This window comes from Desulfosceptrum tomskiensis, assembly GCF_049818055.1.
Taxonomy (GTDB): Bacteria; Bacillota; Desulfotomaculia; order Desulfotomaculales; family JASEER01; genus JBFLVT01.
The window spans coordinates 1,972,887-1,988,935 of sequence record NZ_CP187479.1 but is presented as its reverse complement, the minus strand read 5'-3'; the positions used below and the strand labels follow the sequence as shown (position 1 = coordinate 1,988,935).

Below are 16,049 nucleotides of genomic sequence, written 5' to 3'. Positions count from 1 at the left end.
AGTGCTGATCAAGGCCCGATGCCCATATATGGTAACCTGCTACTTATAACTGATTGTTTGGAGGACTTCACAAGTGCCTCTTGTACCTGCAGCAGCAATTCTGAGAAGAGCCCGGTCCGGTGGCTGGGCAGTAGGGGCCTTTAACTGCAACAATATGGAGATCGTCCAGGCCATCATCCGGGCGGCCGAGGAAGAATCGGCGCCGGTTATCCTGCAAGCCAGCCAGGGAGCGATCAAGTACGCCGGCCTGGACTTCATCGCGGCCATGGCCCGAACGGCGATCAGCCAGGCCCGGGTCCCGGTCGCCATTCACCTGGATCACGGCACCAGCTTCGAACAGGTGGTCCGCTGCATCCGCGGTGGTTTCACCTCGGTGATGATCGACGGTTCGCACCACCCCCTCGCGGAGAACATCGCCCTCACGCGCCGGGTTGTCGAGGTGGCCAGGGCCGTGGACGTCTCGGTCGAGGCCGAACTAGGCCGCATTGGCGGCACCGAGGACGACATCTCCGTCAGCGAGCGCGACGCCTTTTTTACCGATCCGGAGGAGGCCGGGCTGTTTGTCGAGTCTACGGGCGTGGATTCTTTGGCGGTAGCCATCGGTACGGCCCACGGGCGTTACCGCGGCGAGCCCAGGCTCGACTTCGAGCGGTTGGAGCACATCAGGAAGGCCGTCAACATCCCGCTGGTCCTGCACGGGTCTTCGGGCGTGCCCGCCGACGCTGTTCGCCGGGCGATCGCGCTGGGGGTTTGCAAGGTCAACATCGATACCGACATCCGCCAGAGTTTCACCGAAGCCATGCGCCGGGTGCTGGAAGCCGACCCCGGCGAGATCGACCCCCGCAAGGTCCTCGGCCCGGCCCGGGAGGCCGCGGTCGCCGTCATCAGGGAGAAAATCAGGATCTTCGGCAGCTCCGGCAAAGCCCCCGAAATCTAGATGTTGGACATAGGACATAGGACTTAGGACTTAAGAAGTCGGTCCACAAGCTATAAAATATCCTTTGTCTCAACATCAAAATTCTTCGAAGTCTAGGGCGTTTGACTCATATATCCAACTGCCAGCTTCCAGTCCTCCAACTTCCTACGTCTTACGCCCTAAGTCCTACATCAACACCGGAGGTGTTAAAGATCAGGCTCTTCATCGATACCGCAAACGTCAACGAAATCCGGGAAGCAGCTTCCCTGGGCGTGATCTCGGGGGTGACTACCAACCCCTCGCTCATCGCCAAGGAAGGCCGGGATTTCAAGGAAGTGGTCAGGGAGATCGTCAGCATCGTCGACGGTCCGGTCAGCGCCGAAGTGATCAGCACCCGGGCTCCCGAGATGATCGCCGAGGCCGAGGAACTGGCCGGGATCCATCCCAACATCGTCATCAAGGTCCCGATGATGGCCGAGGGCCTCAAAGCCGTCAAGGAACTAGAAACGAGAGGCATCAAGTGCAATGTTACGCTCGTTTTTTCGGCCAACCAGGCGCTCCTGGCCGCCCTGGCCGGGGCCAGCTACGTCAGCCCGTTCGTCGGGCGGCTTGACGATGCCGGTCACGACGGGATGGAAGTTGTGCGCGAGATCGTCGATATTTTTGAAATCCACGACTTGCCCACCCAGGTCATCGCGGCCAGCATTCGCCATCCCCTGCACGTGACCGCGGCGGCCCGGTGCGGCGCGCACATCGCCACCGTTCCCTTCAGCGTCCTGATGCAGATGGTCAAACACCCGATGACCGACGTGGGGATCAAAAAGTTCCTGGACGACTGGGCCAAGCTCAACCAGAAATGAGAGGTAAGAAGTGGGAAGTCGGACCTCTCACCTCGCACTTCCCACTTCTCAATTGGCCAGCTAATTGTCTGACCCGCCCCTGAGCATAAAATGTTTTCCATGTGGTTATACACAAGACAACAGTGTCCTCAAGAAAACCCTTGCAAAATGCGTACGACTGGGTTACGGAAGTAAAGCGTATGAGAGCCTCTACCTAACTCTGAAGAATTAATCAGAGGCCGTCCATTTGGGATCTGGGATGTGGGTCGTTGGTGGCGTAACATCGGACTCACCTCACACCTTACAACTCCCACTTCTCAATGTCAACGGTCTCGTAGGGGGGATGCCCTTGTCCATTACAGACCTTGCCACCAAAACGGTCAGTGAGCTGCAAGCCATCGCCAGGAGGCTTAATATTCCGGGCTACTACCGGTACAGGAAACAGGAACTGATCCGGGAGATCACCCGGGCGCAGGAAATGAACCGGGCGCGGGAAGCGAGCCCGGTTCCGGAAAGCCCTCCGGTCCCGGAAAGAGCACCGCAGCCGGAGACGCCCCCGGAAAGGGACGTCGCCCCCCCGGCCCGCGAGGCGCCCCGGCTCCCCGAAACGGCCCGGTTCACCGACGTAAGCCGGCCAGGCCCGGACAGAAACGGGCTCTTTGTCGCCCAGGGTGTGTTGGAAGTCTTGCCTGAAGGATACGGTTTTCTCCGCCCCCACCAGTATCTCCCCTCTAACGACGATATCTACGTGTCGGTGTCACAGATCCGGAGGTTCGGCCTGCGCACGGGAGACCTGGTGTCCGGTCAGGTACGGAGGCCCAAGGACAGTGAAAAGTACCTGGCCATGCTGCGCGTCGAGCAGGTCAACGGAGAAAACCCCGAGAAGGCCGCCACGCGCACGCACTTTGACGCCCTGACGCCCCTTTACCCGCAGGAGAGAATCGTCCTGGAAACGACGCCCGAGATCATCGCCACGAGGATTATCGACCTCATCGCCCCGATCGGCAAGGGACAGCGCGGCTTGATCGTCGCCCCGCCCAAGGCGGGCAAGACCACGCTTTTGAAGCATATCGCCAACAGCATTACGGCGAACCATTCCGAGATTTACCTGATCATCCTGCTGATCGACGAACGTCCTGAAGAGGTTACCGACATCCAGCGCTCCGTTAATGCCGAGGTCGTGGCCTCCACCTTTGACGAGCCGCCGGAAAACCACGTCAAGGTCACGGAGATGGTCCTTGAGCGCGCCAAGCGGATGGTGGAGCACGGACACGATGTGGCCGTTCTCCTGGATAGCATCACGCGCCTCGGCCGTGCTTACAACCTCGTCGTGCCGCCCAGCGGGCGCACCCTGTCCGGGGGCGTCGACCCGGCGGCTTTGCACAAGCCCAAGCGTTTCTTCGGGGCCGCCCGCAAGGTCGAGGAGGGCGGCAGCCTAACCATCCTGGCCACGGCCCTGATCGAGACCGGGAGCAGGATGGACGAGGTTATTTTCGAGGAATTCAAGGGAACGGGCAACTGCGAAATCGTCCTCGACCGGCGCATCGCCGACCGCCGCATCTTCCCGGCCATCGACGTGCAGCGGTCCGGAACGCGCAAGGAAGAGTTGCTGCTTTCGAAGGACGAGCTTGAACTGATGTGGTACTTCCGCAAGCTCACCAACCAGATGACGGCCTGGGAGGCCATCGACCACATGATCGAAGAGATGAGGCGGACCAGGTCCAACAAGGAACTGCTGCGGAATTTCCAGGTCTTCAAGCAGGCCGCGGGCCCGCCCCTGCCTGCCTACGAAAACGGCAGAAGGGGCGCCGCAGGAACGTAATAACGGTAGTCAAACGGCAAACAGCTTAACAGCCAACAGCAATCGCAAGGCGTTACATGACGCCTTGCGATTTTCTGTATAAAGCCCCCCGTTTCCGGTAATGCTAGTTGGCGAATGACCAAAAGGAGGGTCAAAACCGGGGCGCCGTTTTTTCTGCCGGCCTCCGGGCAAAACGTTTTCCGCGCAAGAGGTTGTGAAAAAAGAGTTACCCGGCCTCTTGGAAGATGGGTGAGCTTTATGAACACTCGCAAAATAATAGGTATCGGCGTTGTGGGGTTGGGGCTGGTTCTGGCCGTCCTCATCCCGGCAAACGCCCGCTACCATGAGCTGATTAAAACAAGTGAGACAAAGGCGCCGTCGTACAGACCGCTGAGCGAAATCGTCAACACTGACGAGCCGCGCTTTTATCAGGTCCAAAAGGGGGACACTCTATGGACGATCGCCAGGCGCCACCAGGTGACCGTGAGCAGCCTGGCTATGGCTAACGGCATAGACGACCATGACTGTATCAGGGTCGGGCAAAAACTGGTCATCCCTGACGGCAAACCCCGGGACATCCGCCACCGCGTCGGTGCGGGCGAGACCCTGTGGGATATCGCCAGGAAGTATAACGTCAGCGTGAACGACTTGGTCAAGGCGAACAGGTTCAGGAACCCCAACCTGATTGTCCAGGGGCAGCAGATCGTGGTGCCGGTGCGCTCGCTGGCCCTGCCGGCCAGGACCGAGTGGGGGCCGTTGATGTGGCCGGTGCGCGGGGCGGTCACCTCGCCTTTCGGCATGCGCGACGGCCGCATGCACAAGGGCATCGACATCGCCGCCGACGAGGGCGACGTCATCCGGGCGGCCCGTGCCGGCACCGTAAGCTTTTCCGGACCGGCGGGGACCTTCGGACTCCTGGTCATCCTCGATCACGGCGACGGCTTGACGACTTACTACGGTCACTGTTCCCGCCTGCTGGTCAAGGAGGGGGAGACCGTCCAGGCCGGAAAGCCGATCGCCCGTGTCGGGTCGACGGGGCGTTCGCAGGGTCCCCACCTGCACTTCGAGGTGCGGTGGAACGGCGAGCCGCATGACCCGGCCATGGTGCTGCCGGGTGGAGAGAAAATCTAAGAAGCCGCCGTAAGGCGGCTTCTTAGATTTTAAACATAAGACTGTAGGACGTAAGACATATGATACAAGACCCCAACACTTAAGACGTAAATGCCGTGCAAGACACGTACTTATAATTTATGATATTAAGTGATGTTTATCTCAAAGAATCAAGCCTTCAATTCATATCATAAGTCATATGTCCTACGTCCTACTTCCCGGCACTTCGTGCCGGTTGGCCGGAGTGTGATGCCGTGTTTAAACTCCTTTATGCCGACGAGGAAGGCAACCTCTACGAAGACCCCGAGCTTTCGGCGGCGGCCTGGGACGGTGCCAGGACCGTTCCGCTTGCGCGTTTTGATCCGATCCCGCTGCCGGAGGGGGCCGACCTGATGCTCCTGCCCGGCCGGCGGCCCGTGGCCTGGGATGCATCCTCCGGCAGGGCGGTCCGCGACGCGGGCGAGCGCCGGGGCGGCGGGCTCTATGCCGTAGCGGCCGTCCTGCCTGCCGGCTTTACGCGCACGGGGCTCCCGGCCTACCAGGCCGAAAAAGGGGCGCGCCGCCTGCCGCTGTACGGCTACACGGCGGTCGGCGCCGGAAAAGGGACGCTTTACGTCGCCGCCCTGGAGACCGACGAAGCCTTCAAGTGGAACCCCGCTCTGTATAACGATCCGACCTTGCCCGGGCGGATCAAGGACCTGCGCAAGCGGTTCCCGGCGAACAGGCTCGTCGAGCACCTGGCCCGGTGCGCGCTGGAGTACCGTTGCCTCACCGCCCAGAACCTCTTCTACCGCCGGTGGGAGGCCGGTATTCCCGTCGCGGTCGGGTGTAACGCCGCCTGCCTGGGGTGCATCTCGCTGCAAAAGTCCGAATGCTGCCCGTCTTCACAGGAGCGCATCGCCTTTGTGCCGTCGGTCGCCGAGGTTGTGGAACTGGCCGTCCCGCACCTCGAGGAGGCCGTTGAGCCGATCGTCAGCTTCGGCCAGGGTTGCGAGGGCGAACCCCTGACCCAGGCCGACGTCCTGGCGCAAAGCATCCGGGAAATCCGCCGTCGGACCGGCAAAGGGACGATCAACGTCAACACCAACGCGGGCGATACCCGGGCGCTGGCCCGCGTGATCGAGGCGGGCCTGGACAGCGTCCGCGTGAGCATGATCAGCGCCAGGGAGGAGGTCTACAAGGCCTATCACCGCCCCGGCGGTTTTACCCTGGACAACGTCCTGGCCTCTCTGGCCGAGGCGAAGCGGGGAGGGGTTTACGTCTCGATAAACCTGCTCGTCCTGCCGGGCCTGACGGACAGGGATGAAGAGGTGGATGCGCTGGATGGGCTGATTGGCCGGGGCCTCGTCGACATGGTCCAACTGCGCAACCTCAACATCGACCCCGCTTACCTGTTCGCCCGTCTGCCGGGGAGAAAGGGCGAACTGCTCGGGATCAGGGAACTGATCCGGCGCCTCAAGGCCATACCGGGCCTTACCGTCGGTAATTATACCAAAGAAGTAAGCCGTAACGGCATTGTACGCTAGCAATCGGCAATTTGCACTGTCAAGGTCACCGGGGATTAAACCGCCAAGGGCGCCAAGGTGGGCAGAGACCTTATTATTATGAACCGCCAAGGTCGCCAAGACCGCTAAGGCATTTTTGCACTGAGCGTTGAGCATTGGGCATTGGGATTGAACCTTGAAGGTTAAGAGGTTGACCCAGCACTCAACCCAGCACTCAACTTAGAGAGTCACGTAGCAGGTATAACTAACCTTGTAGTGTCCAGAGGACAACAGGTTAACTTAGTTTGCAGACGGCTCTTTGAGTTGAGAGTGCTGGGTTGCACCCGACCCATCCCCTCGCCCTCCCGCTTCGAGGGGGAGGGTTGGGGTGGGGGTAGTAACCCTTCCCTCTTGGCGTACTTGGCGTACTTGGCGGTTGGAAAATAGCATAGGTTTTGCTTGTATGGCCTCTCGCGATTGTGCTATAATACTTGCGGTTTCACTCCAAGAGAGAAAGAAGGTGCCGTTTGTGAAGCAAGAGATTCATCCGAAGTATGAAAAGGCCAAGATCACCTGTGTCTGCGGGGCCGCTTTTGAAGTCGGCTCGACCAAGAAGGAGATGAAGGTGGACATCTGTTCCAAGTGTCATCCCTTTTACACCGGTACGCAGCGCACCGTCGAGGTTCGCGGCCGGGCGGAAAACTTCCGCAGGAAGTACGGGCTCACTAAGTAGGTTAGCGTAAGTACGAGAATTAGCAGAGCGCCGGCTCTGCTATCTCTTTTATCCCAATGCCAAGTGCTAACAGCTTAGTGCGGACGCCGCTGAAGCGGCGTCCTTAATGGGAGAGAGTAATGATCCTGTTGAAAAAACCGGGACTGTTCAAAAACGAGCATGGCGCGGAAGGCGAAGTTTTTCAACAGTCCCTGATGAGGAAGCCTTTTAACTACGGCGGCCAGGCCGTAATCGAAGGCGTGATGATGCGGGGACCGCTTACCTGGTCTGTGGCCGTGCGGACCCCCGACAGGTCCATCGTTGTGGAGCAAAGGAAAGTCAGCAGCATCACGGAGCGCTTCCCCTTCTTGAAGTGGCCCTTTATCAGGGGCACCGTCGTCCTTTTCGATTCCCTGGTGCTCGGCCTGGAGGCCTTGAGTTTCTCGGCGTCCAAGGCCGCGGGCGAAGAGGAGAAGCCGCTCACCAAGTGGGAGATCGCCCTGACCATGCTGGTCGCCTTTGCCCTGGCCATCGTCCTCTTCGTGCTGCTCCCCGTGGGGGTTGCCCACCTGACCCTGCCGGTGATCAAGGGCCAGGTCGCGCAGAACGTTTTCGAGGGCGTCTTGCGCGTCGCCGTCTTCCTGCTGTACGTCTTACTGGTCGGTCGGATGGCGGACATCAAGCGCGTATTCCAGTACCACGGCGCCGAGCACAAGGTTATCAACGCCCACGAGGCGGGCGCGGAGCTGACAATTCCCAACATCCAGCGGTTTTCGACCCTGCACCCGCGTTGCGGGACCAGTTTCCTGATGGTCGTGATGGTGGTCCACATCATCCTCTTCTCGTTGCTGCCGACCGAACCGCTGTGGTGGCGTTTCCTGTCGCGTCTGCTCCTGCTGCCGGTGGTGGCGGGCTTAAGCTACGAGTTTATCAAGAAGTCCTCCTGCCGCGGAGACAGCCTCTTCTGGAAGGCGGCCATGGCGCCCGGATTGTGGCTGCAGAAGCTGACGACGCGCGAGCCGGACGACGAGCAAATCGAAGTGGCCCTGACGGCCTTTAAATCCGTTGTAGCGGCGGAAGAAGGTGGACAAAGTGTTTGCCAAGCTTGATCACATCGAAAACAAATACGAGGAGCTTACGGGCCTGATCAGCGATCCCGGGGTCATTCAGGACCAGGAGCGCTGGCGGCAGCTCGTCAAGAGCCACGCCGAACTCGAGGACGTCGTGGTCAAGTACCGCGAGTACAAGAAAACGGTTAAGGATATCGAGGAACTGGAAGCCCTTCTCGAAGAGGAGAAGGATGTCGAACTCCGGGAGATGGCCGAAGAGGAGCTGGAGAACCTCGAGGCCCGGAAAGAAAGCCTGGAGCGCGAGATAAAAATCCTTTTGCTCCCCCGGGACCCCAACGACGAGAAGAACGTTATCATGGAGATCCGCGCCGGCACCGGCGGCGAGGAAGCGGCCCTTTTCGGCGCCGACCTCCTGAAGATGTACCTGCGCTACGCCGAGCGGATGGGCTGGAAAACCGAGTTCTTAAGCTCGAACATCACCGACCTCGGCGGGGTCAAGGAAGTCGTCGTGTCCATCCAGGGCAAGGGCGCTTACAGCCGGCTTAAATTCGAAAGCGGCGTGCACCGCGTCCAGCGGGTGCCCGAAACCGAGTCCGGCGGCCGCATTCACACTTCGGCGGCCACCGTCGCCGTCCTGCCGGAGGCCGAGGAAGTGGACGTGGAGATCAAGCCTGAGGACATCCGCATCGACGTTTTCTGTTCCTCCGGTCCGGGAGGACAGTCGGTGAACACGACCCAATCGGCGGTACGCATCACCCACCTGCCGACCGGGATCGTGGTGAGTTGCCAGGACGAGAAGTCACAGCACAAGAACAAGGACAAAGCCTTGAAGGTCTTGCGCGCGCGCCTGCTCGACAAGGCGCAGCGGGAACAGCAGGACAAGATGGCCTCGACGCGAAAGTCGATGGTGGGCTCCGGCGACCGCAGCGAGCGCATCCGAACGTATAATTTCCCCCAGAACCGCGTCACCGACCATCGCATCAACCTGACGCTTTACAAGCTGGAACAGTTCCTCGAGGGGGACATCGACGAGATGATCGAGGCCCTGATCAGCACGGACCAGGCCGACAGGCTCAAGCAAGTCGAAGGCTAAACCATTAGCCGGCAGGTGGACTTTGTGACTAAAGCTGCGGGTGTCGTACTCCCGCAATTTTACTTTACATTGACCGAACCGCCAAGGTCGCCAAGGTAAAAGAGAACGCTAAGGCAAATTGTGGAGAGAAGTAGTAGTAGTAGTAGTAGGGACCCTGTTAAGGGGCTACCAGAATTCTTGGCATCCATAAACGCTCTATAAGCGCTCTGAATAACTCCGTGATCTTGGCTTACGTGGCGTCTTGGCGGTTAGAAGTTATCGAGCTTTTGAGGTTTACCTCCGGGCAGGAGGTGTAGAGCAGAATTGAACATTCGAGAGGCGTTGACCAAGGCGCGGACTCTTTTGCGGGAAGCGGGTGTCGACTCCCCTGCCTTGGATGCGGAGGTTCTGCTCTGTGCCGTCCTCGGCTGCGGGAGAGCCGGCCTATGGGCCGACCCGGAGAGGCTCCTGACGGAGCCTCTTGCCCGGGAGTTTTTCGGCCTGGTGGAGCGGCGCCGCCGGCGCGTCCCGACGGCCTACCTCACGGGACGGAAGGAGTTCATGGGGCTGGAGTTCTCGGTCACGCCCGCGGTTCTGGTTCCCCGGCCCGAGACCGAGCTTCTGGTCGAGACCGCCCTGGCGCTGCTCAAGGAGCGCCCGTCCCCGGTCGCGGTCGATGTCGGTACGGGAAGCGGAGCCATCGCCGTTAGCATCGCCTATTACCACCCCGACGCCAGGGTTGTCGCCACCGACGTTTCAGAGGAAGCCCTGGCCGTCGCCGTCGGAAACGCCCGGCGGTACGGCCTTGACGGCAGGATAACCTTTCTGGCCGGCGACCTGCTCGAAGCGCTTCCCGGGGACTTGGCCGGACACGTTGACCTGATTGCGGCCAACCTCCCTTACGTTTCTGCCGGCGAGATGGCGCATCTGCCCCCGGAGGTCCAGAGCGAACCGGCCGTCGCCCTCGACGGGGGGGCGGACGGCCTGACCCTGTACCGGAAGCTGGTGCCCGCCGCCGCCTTTTACCTGGCGGGGGGAGGATACCTGCTGATCGAAATCGGCCCGGGGCAGGGCCGTAAGGCGCTCGATTTGTTCGCGGGCCTGGAGTGGAATGCTGAACTACGGCTGGATCTGGCGGGACGGGAAAGACTAGTAGTGGCAAGAAGCATTTGAGGGCGGTGGCATGGAAGCTGGTTTAAGCACCCAGGCGGTTATCGCCGTCGTTATCTTTGTCGCAACCTATGCCTTCATCGTCGCCGAAAAGGTCCACCGTTCGGTGGTGGCCCTGGCCGGAGCGGCGGTCGCCGTTTTTTCGGGGATCATCACCCAGGACCAGGCCGTTGCGGCTATTGACTTCAACACCATCGGTCTGCTGGTCGGGATGATGATCATCGTCGGCGTCACCCGGGAGACGGGTGTTTTCGAGGCCCTGGCCGTGTACGCCGCCCGCGTCGCCCGGGGCGAACCGGTGCGCATCCTGATTTACCTCAGCTTTATCACGGCATTCCTCTCGGCCTTGCTCGACAACGTCACGGCGGTGTTCCTGATCGTGCCCGTGACCTTCGCCGTCACCAGGAAGCTTCAGGTCACGCCGACGCCTTACCTGATCAGCGAGATTATCGCCTCCAACATCGGGGGTACGGGTACCCTGATCGGCGACCCCCCCAACATTATGATCAGCGGGCCGGCGGATCTGCAGTTCAACGACTTTCTCGCCAACACCGCCCCCATCGCCTTTGTCTGTTTTATGGCCGCCCTCGCCTTTCTCTACCTGGTCTATCGCCGCCGGCTGCGGACCGAGCCGGAACTTAAGCAGCAGCTCCTCGAACTGCGCCCCCGCGACTATATCCACAACGTGCCCCTTCTTGTCCGGTCGATGACCGTCCTCGGCCTGACCATCGCCGGTTTTCTCCTGCACGGCGTCCTGCACCTCCCCACGGCCAGCATCGCTCTCGGCGGGGCCACGCTTTTGCTCCTGATAACCGACCTTGAGACCGAGAAAGCCTTCCACAACGTGGAGTGGCCGACCCTCTTCTTTTTCACGGGGCTCTTCGTGCTCGTGGGGGCCCTTGAAGCTACGGGGCTGATGGAGCTCGCGGCCCGGGCCGTGCTGGACGTTACGGAGGGTCGGCTGCTGCTTACGGGCCTGGGGATCTTATGGGTGTCGGCGCTGGCCTCGGGTTTCGTGGATAACATTCCCTTCGTAGCAGCGATGATCCCGCTGTTGCAGGAAATGGGTCGCCTGGGCGGAATCGACGATCTCCGGCCCCTCTGGTGGTCCCTGTCCCTTGGGGCTTGCCTGGGGGGCAACGGGACGCTGGTCGGCGCCGCCGCCAACGTCATTGTCGCCGGCCTGGCCGAAAGACACGGCACCCGGCTCACTTTCGCGCGCTATTTCAAGGTCGGGTTCCCGGTCATGCTGATCACGATCGCGCTGTCGACCGTCTACCTCATCATCTTCCATTTGAGACCCCTGTAACAGCCCGGGTTACGACCCGCGCTCCGGTGTTTCGCTCCGGCCTCCGACCACCGACCACTGATTACCGACTACCATAATTGTCGGCCGGCCGACATTCGCGAAGCCGTCCCCTTAACGTATTTCCTGCCTGTAATTAAGCAATGACGCAGTTCGGCGTCGGACTGCCTGATCGATTAGTTTCCCTTATAATTAAAAAACATAACCACCTAGTAAACGGTCTGACGCTGAATGCTGAATAAGGAGGGGCGCGAATTTTGCAAAAGAGGCCGCTGTGGAACACGGTTGCTGTCATTTTGCTGCTTTCATTTTTGGTTCTCCTTATGGTCGGAGCATGCGGCGTAGGGGCCAATCCGGCAACGGCGACGGTGGGGGACCTGGGCATCCCGGGCAAGCTCGGCAAGGCCATCGCCGAAGTGCCCGTGGGTACCGGCAAGGGGCACATCGACCCGAACGCCCCGCGGGGATTCCTGGACATCCCCGGAGCGCCGCAGGTTAACCTGGTCTTTGCCTTCCTGTGGGCGATCGGGGTCGGCTGGATCTTTTCCACGATCGGCGCCTTCGGCGGCGTCATGGCCGGCGTGGGCCACATGACCGTCTTCGGCCTGGGTGCGTACGCCAAGAGCTTCAAGGACACGGCCCCGACGGTCAATAAGCTGCTCACCGACAGCATCCGTGTCTCGAACCAGTTCCTCGCCGGGCTGTCGGCCCTGGTATCCAGCTATAACTACTACCGCATAGGGCGCCTGGTCTGGTCCTTGGGGCTGGCCCTCGGCTTCGGCTCCATCGTCGGCGCCGTCATCGTTCCCTGGCTTACGGGCGGCAAGGTGACCTTCAGCCAGTACCAGGGCTGGTTCGGCGTGTTCATCTTTATCGTCGGCGCCGTCCTCCTGTACGAGACCACCCCGCGGGGCCAGGCGAGCAAGAAGGCCGCCAAGGAAGCCGCCCGGGTTTTTGAAAAGAGCGTCAAGGAGAAGGGCTTCGGGGTCCAGACCGGCGTCAAGGTCATCAGGTGGAGCCTTGGCCGGGTGGAATTCTCCTTCTGCGGCGTGGAGTTCGGCTTTAATCCTATCTGGCCGGTGCTCGGCGGCATCGTCATCGCCGCTATTTCGTCCTTCATCGGCGTCGGCGGCGGTTTCCTGTACGTGCCTTTCCTGACCAGCCTCGTCGGCCTGCCGATGTTTATCGTCGCCGGAACCTCGGCCCTCACGGTGTTCATCAGCATGGTCGCCAGCATCACGGCTTACATCAAGCTGGCCGGCGCCGGCATTTACTGGTCGCTGATCGGGGTCGAGCTGGCCGGCATCTTCATCGGTTCGGTCATCGGCCCGTGCACGCAGAAGTACGTTCCCGAGATCTGGCTGAAGCGCCTGTTTGTCATACTGGCCCTGTACGTCGGGCTCGGCTACTTCAGCAAGGGCTTCTTCGGCCGGTCCTGGGTGCCGATGTAGGCTTAAGGAGTTGAAAAGCGCACGTGCTGCCAAGGGTCGTTTTCGGTGCCGTGCGCTCCGGGCTGCCCTGCTTCGGCAGGGTGCATGGTTGACGAAGATGCAAAACACGCGCCGGAGCTCAAGAGCCTGGCGTAACCACAAACAAGCAGCTGCACCACTACTTCCCGGTATCGACAGCTTCCCTCTTGTTCCCCTCTGAAGGAGAGAGCCCCCGTATTTACGGGGGCTCTCTCCTTTGTTGGGTGGACCTTAGGTCTGGTATAGGTAGTCAATATTTGATAAGACTGCTACAAACCTTCGATTCCGGCTTTCTTTAAGCGAGCGACTTGCGGAGCATCGTAGCGGTTCTTGGCGAAGGTGCCCAGCACTCAGTTAGCCGTTTGAAACAACGTATCGTGAATTGGCCAAGTGACTACGGACGGTAGGTTTCGTATCAGCCCTGAGTGCTGGGTTTGGAGCTTAACGAAGTTGATCCTAATCCGAACGCTGAACGCCGAATGCCATTTTAGGCCGACGACCTTAATTAACCCCGGTCGAATTCGCTTTAGCGAATTCCTTCGAGTCCGACCTCTAACGTCCGATGTCCGACGACCGACTTAAGCCGCTTGATATTCCGGTGCATCTCCTGGACGGCCGCGATCCATTCCTTGTAGCCTGCCGACCCGATGATCTTCGACGCAAACCGCGCGCTGTCGATCTCGACGAGGGGCAGCATTTTCTCCCACATCGACATCCGCTTGGCCGTCAGGTCGTTGCCGTGGTGGTGGTGACAGTTGTTGGCAGGGCAGCGGCCCACGATTACCCCGTCGGCGCCCATAGCCAGGGCCATCAGCACGTGCACCGGGCTGACGCTGCCGCCGCACCTCACCCGGATGATGCGTGTGCCCACCGGGTACTCCAGGCGGTTGATGCCCGCGAAATCGGCCCCGGAGTAGGAGCACCAGTAGCAGAGGTATCCCAGGATCTTGGGCTCGCCGGGCGGGACGTTATGAAAGGCCACCTTCAACTGTTCCTCCAGGTGTTTTTCGGTATAGTTGGTCAGTTGAATAGCGCCGCTCGGGCAGGCCGCAATGCACAGGCCGCAGGACTGGCAGAAGGCGGGGTCCGTGCTGTAGTAGCCGTCCTCGTCCTGCTGGATGGCCCCGTGCGGGCAGACGTTGCGGCAGAAGCCGCAGCCGCTGCACAGGTCCTTGTTGACGGTGGCATAGTAGTCTAGGAGTTCGGTGTACCCCTTGTGGTGGTAAGCCATAGCCCTTGCCACCGCCGAGCTGGCCGCCGCCGCGCTCTCATGGACCGAAGCCGGCCCGGCGGCGCCGCCCACCACGTAGACGCGGTGCACCGTCGATTCCGTGGGCCGCAGGATGCGGCAGCCCGGCGAATCGCCGAAGGGTCCCTGGTTGACGGCGGCGAAGCCGTAGCGGTCGGGCTGCATGCCGAAAAGCATCCGCAGGCGCGAGGAGTCCCGCCGCGGGTTAAAGGCGGTCGCCAGCACGACCAGGTCGGTTTCCAGGGCGGCGTCGGCCCCGCCGTTTTCGCTGCCGTTGGGGAGTTCCTGCAGGCGCACCGTTACACTCTCGCGGTTGGTGCTTTTCTGGATGGCCGTCAGCCGCCCGCGGATGAAATTGACCCCTTTCTGCTGGGCCTCGCGGTAGTATTCTTCCGGGGCGCGGTCCACGGTGCGGATGTCCGTGTAAATGATGTTGACCTTGATTTCGGGATGCGATTGGTGCAACAGCAGCACCTGTTTCAAGGTGTACTCGCAGCAGATTTTCGAACAGTACGCCTTGGGGCCGTCCAGCGGCTGGTACTTGCAACTGCCGTTGCCGCACTCCGGGTCGACCTTGCCGTTGGTTTCCCGCGAGCCGGCACACAGGACGAAGGTGATCGAGCGCGGCTTTTTCGCCGTCTTGCCTAAGTGCTGGCAGTACTGCTCGAACTCCAGGCTGCTGACCACCTGTTCCAGCTGGTAACCGTATTCGGGTTTGGCTTTACGCACGTCCAGCTCTTCAAAACCGGTGGCGACCACGACGCTGCCGACGCGGATCGTCTTTTCGAGCGGGCCGGCGTCGAGCGTCACGGCCCCCGCGGGGCAGACCGGCACGCACTCACCGCACCTGGTGCAGGCCTCCGTGTCGATGACGTAGGCGTTGGGGTGGGTGAAGCGGTAGGGTTTGTAAATTGCTTTGCGCGTCGAAAGGCCGAAGTCGAAGTCGTTCGATACGGCTACCGGGCAGGCCTCGGCGCACTTCCCGCATTCGACGCACTTGCGGGTGTCCACGAACTGGGGCGCCTGGTACAGGGTGACCTCGAAATTCCCGTCCGTTTTACGGATACCGGTGACCTCGGTGGATGTCATCAGCTCGATCGTCGGGTGGTGGAGGGCGATCAGCTTGGTGATGTTCGGGAGAATGCAGGAAGTGGAGCAGGTCGACGGCCAGTTGGGAGTCTGGTAAAGCTTTTCCACGCGTGCCATTTGCCCGCCCAGGTGGGTGCCCTTTTCCACCAGGGTCACTTTGACCCCGTTGCGGGCGTAGTCAAGGGCGGCCTGCATCCCGGCCGGGCCGCCGCCGATCACCAGGGCCCGGTCCGTGACCGGCAGGCGGGTGGGGTTGCGCTTCTCGTTCAGGAGCACGCGCGCGTGGGCCATGGCCACGATGTCTTCGGCTTTCCCGGTGGCCGCCTCCCGCATGCCCGGGTGCACCCAGGCGCATTGCTCCCGGATGTTGGCGATTTCCACGGCCGTCGTGTCCAGGCCCGTCTCCGCCGCCGCCCGCTTAAAGCGCTGTTCGGGCGCCATCAGGCTCGTTCGCGGCGAGCACCCGACCACGATAACCCTGTCGAGCGCTTGCTCCCTGATGTCGTTTTTAAAGATCTCCAGTCCTTCTTCGCACAGGATATTGTGTTTTCGGACAAACACGACGTGCGCCAGTGATCCCGCCCGTTCCGCCAGACGGGCCATATCTATGGCGTCGTTGAGGGTGGTCTGGCAATCGCAGACGAAAACGCCGACCCTGAAACCATTGGCATCAGGCACGCTCAGCACCCCTTTCCTTTCTGCTCGGCCTTTGCGCCGCGTAAATGGACAGGAAAACCGCACAATTTTACCTTGCTTATTATT

At 60.9% G+C, this 16,049-nt stretch carries 12 protein-coding genes; 11 read left to right on the top strand and 1 reads right to left on the bottom strand.

Translation table 11 applies throughout. The features are described from left to right. Positions 1-73 precede the first annotated feature (73 nt). From ACPV0M_RS10080 to ACPV0M_RS10030, 11 genes are all read left to right on the top strand, one after another. A complete protein-coding gene (locus ACPV0M_RS10080) occupies positions 74-937 on the top strand; it encodes a class II fructose-1,6-bisphosphate aldolase (protein WP_425620514.1) in 864 nt (287 codons plus the stop codon). A gap of 191 nt (positions 938-1,128) precedes the next feature. Continuing rightward, positions 1,129-1,776 carry a fructose-6-phosphate aldolase gene (fsa, locus tag ACPV0M_RS10075; protein WP_425622190.1) on the top strand — a complete coding sequence of 216 codons (648 nt, stop codon included), beginning with the start codon at positions 1,129-1,131 and terminating at the stop codon, positions 1,774-1,776. 328 nt (positions 1,777-2,104) lie between these two features. After that, the gene (gene rho / locus ACPV0M_RS10070) at positions 2,105-3,577 is read left to right on the top strand and encodes a transcription termination factor Rho (protein ID WP_425620513.1); all 1,473 of its coding nucleotides are present in this window, start codon (positions 2,105-2,107) and stop codon (positions 3,575-3,577) included. A gap of 237 nt (positions 3,578-3,814) precedes the next feature. Further along, a complete protein-coding gene (locus tag ACPV0M_RS10065; RefSeq protein WP_425620512.1) occupies positions 3,815-4,687 on the top strand; it encodes a peptidoglycan DD-metalloendopeptidase family protein in 873 nt (290 codons plus the stop codon). 233 nt (positions 4,688-4,920) lie between these two features. Next, a complete protein-coding gene (locus tag ACPV0M_RS10060; RefSeq protein WP_425620511.1) occupies positions 4,921-6,192 on the top strand; it encodes a radical SAM protein in 1,272 nt (423 codons plus the stop codon). Positions 6,193-6,679: 487 nt separating this feature from the next. After that, positions 6,680-6,883 carry a 50S ribosomal protein L31 gene (gene rpmE, locus ACPV0M_RS10055; protein ID WP_425620510.1) on the top strand — a complete coding sequence of 68 codons (204 nt, stop codon included), beginning with the start codon at positions 6,680-6,682 and terminating at the stop codon, positions 6,881-6,883. Positions 6,884-7,002: 119 nt separating this feature from the next. Continuing rightward, a complete protein-coding gene (locus ACPV0M_RS10050) occupies positions 7,003-7,971 on the top strand; it encodes a DUF1385 domain-containing protein (protein ID WP_425620509.1) in 969 nt (322 codons plus the stop codon). Next, on the top strand, positions 7,955-9,025 hold the full coding sequence (prfA, locus tag ACPV0M_RS10045; protein WP_425622189.1) for a peptide chain release factor 1: 1,071 nt from the start codon (positions 7,955-7,957) through the stop codon (positions 9,023-9,025). Before ACPV0M_RS10050 ends, prfA begins: the two co-directional genes overlap by 17 nt. Positions 9,026-9,328: 303 nt before the next feature. Beyond that, entirely contained in the window at positions 9,329-10,177 is an 849-nt protein-coding gene (gene prmC, locus ACPV0M_RS10040; protein WP_425620508.1) for a peptide chain release factor N(5)-glutamine methyltransferase, read from the top strand. 10 nt (positions 10,178-10,187) lie between these two features. Further along, on the top strand, positions 10,188-11,483 hold the full coding sequence (locus tag ACPV0M_RS10035; RefSeq protein WP_425620507.1) for an ArsB/NhaD family transporter: 1,296 nt from the start codon (positions 10,188-10,190) through the stop codon (positions 11,481-11,483). 254 nt (positions 11,484-11,737) lie between these two features. Further along, positions 11,738-12,931, top strand: coding sequence for a sulfite exporter TauE/SafE family protein (locus ACPV0M_RS10030; RefSeq protein ID WP_425620506.1), 1,194 nt, complete (start codon positions 11,738-11,740; stop codon positions 12,929-12,931). A 544-nt stretch (positions 12,932-13,475) separates the two neighbouring features. Here the strand turns inward: ACPV0M_RS10030 and ACPV0M_RS10025 are convergent. Further along, a complete protein-coding gene (locus tag ACPV0M_RS10025; protein WP_425620505.1) occupies positions 13,476-15,965 on the bottom strand; it encodes a hydrogenase iron-sulfur subunit in 2,490 nt (829 codons plus the stop codon). Positions 15,966-16,049: the final 84 nt, after the last annotated feature.

Bases quoted from the DNA above. Each gene is read 5' to 3' on its own strand.
- ACPV0M_RS10035 (WP_425620507.1), top strand. From the start codon at position 10,188: ATGGAAGCTGGTTTAAGCACCCAGGCGGTTATCGCCGTCGTTATCTTT.
- ACPV0M_RS10050 (WP_425620509.1), top strand. From the start codon at position 7,003: ATGATCCTGTTGAAAAAACCGGGACTGTTCAAAAACGAGCATGGCGCG.
- ACPV0M_RS10065 (WP_425620512.1), top strand. From the start codon at position 3,815: ATGAACACTCGCAAAATAATAGGTATCGGCGTTGTGGGGTTGGGGCTG.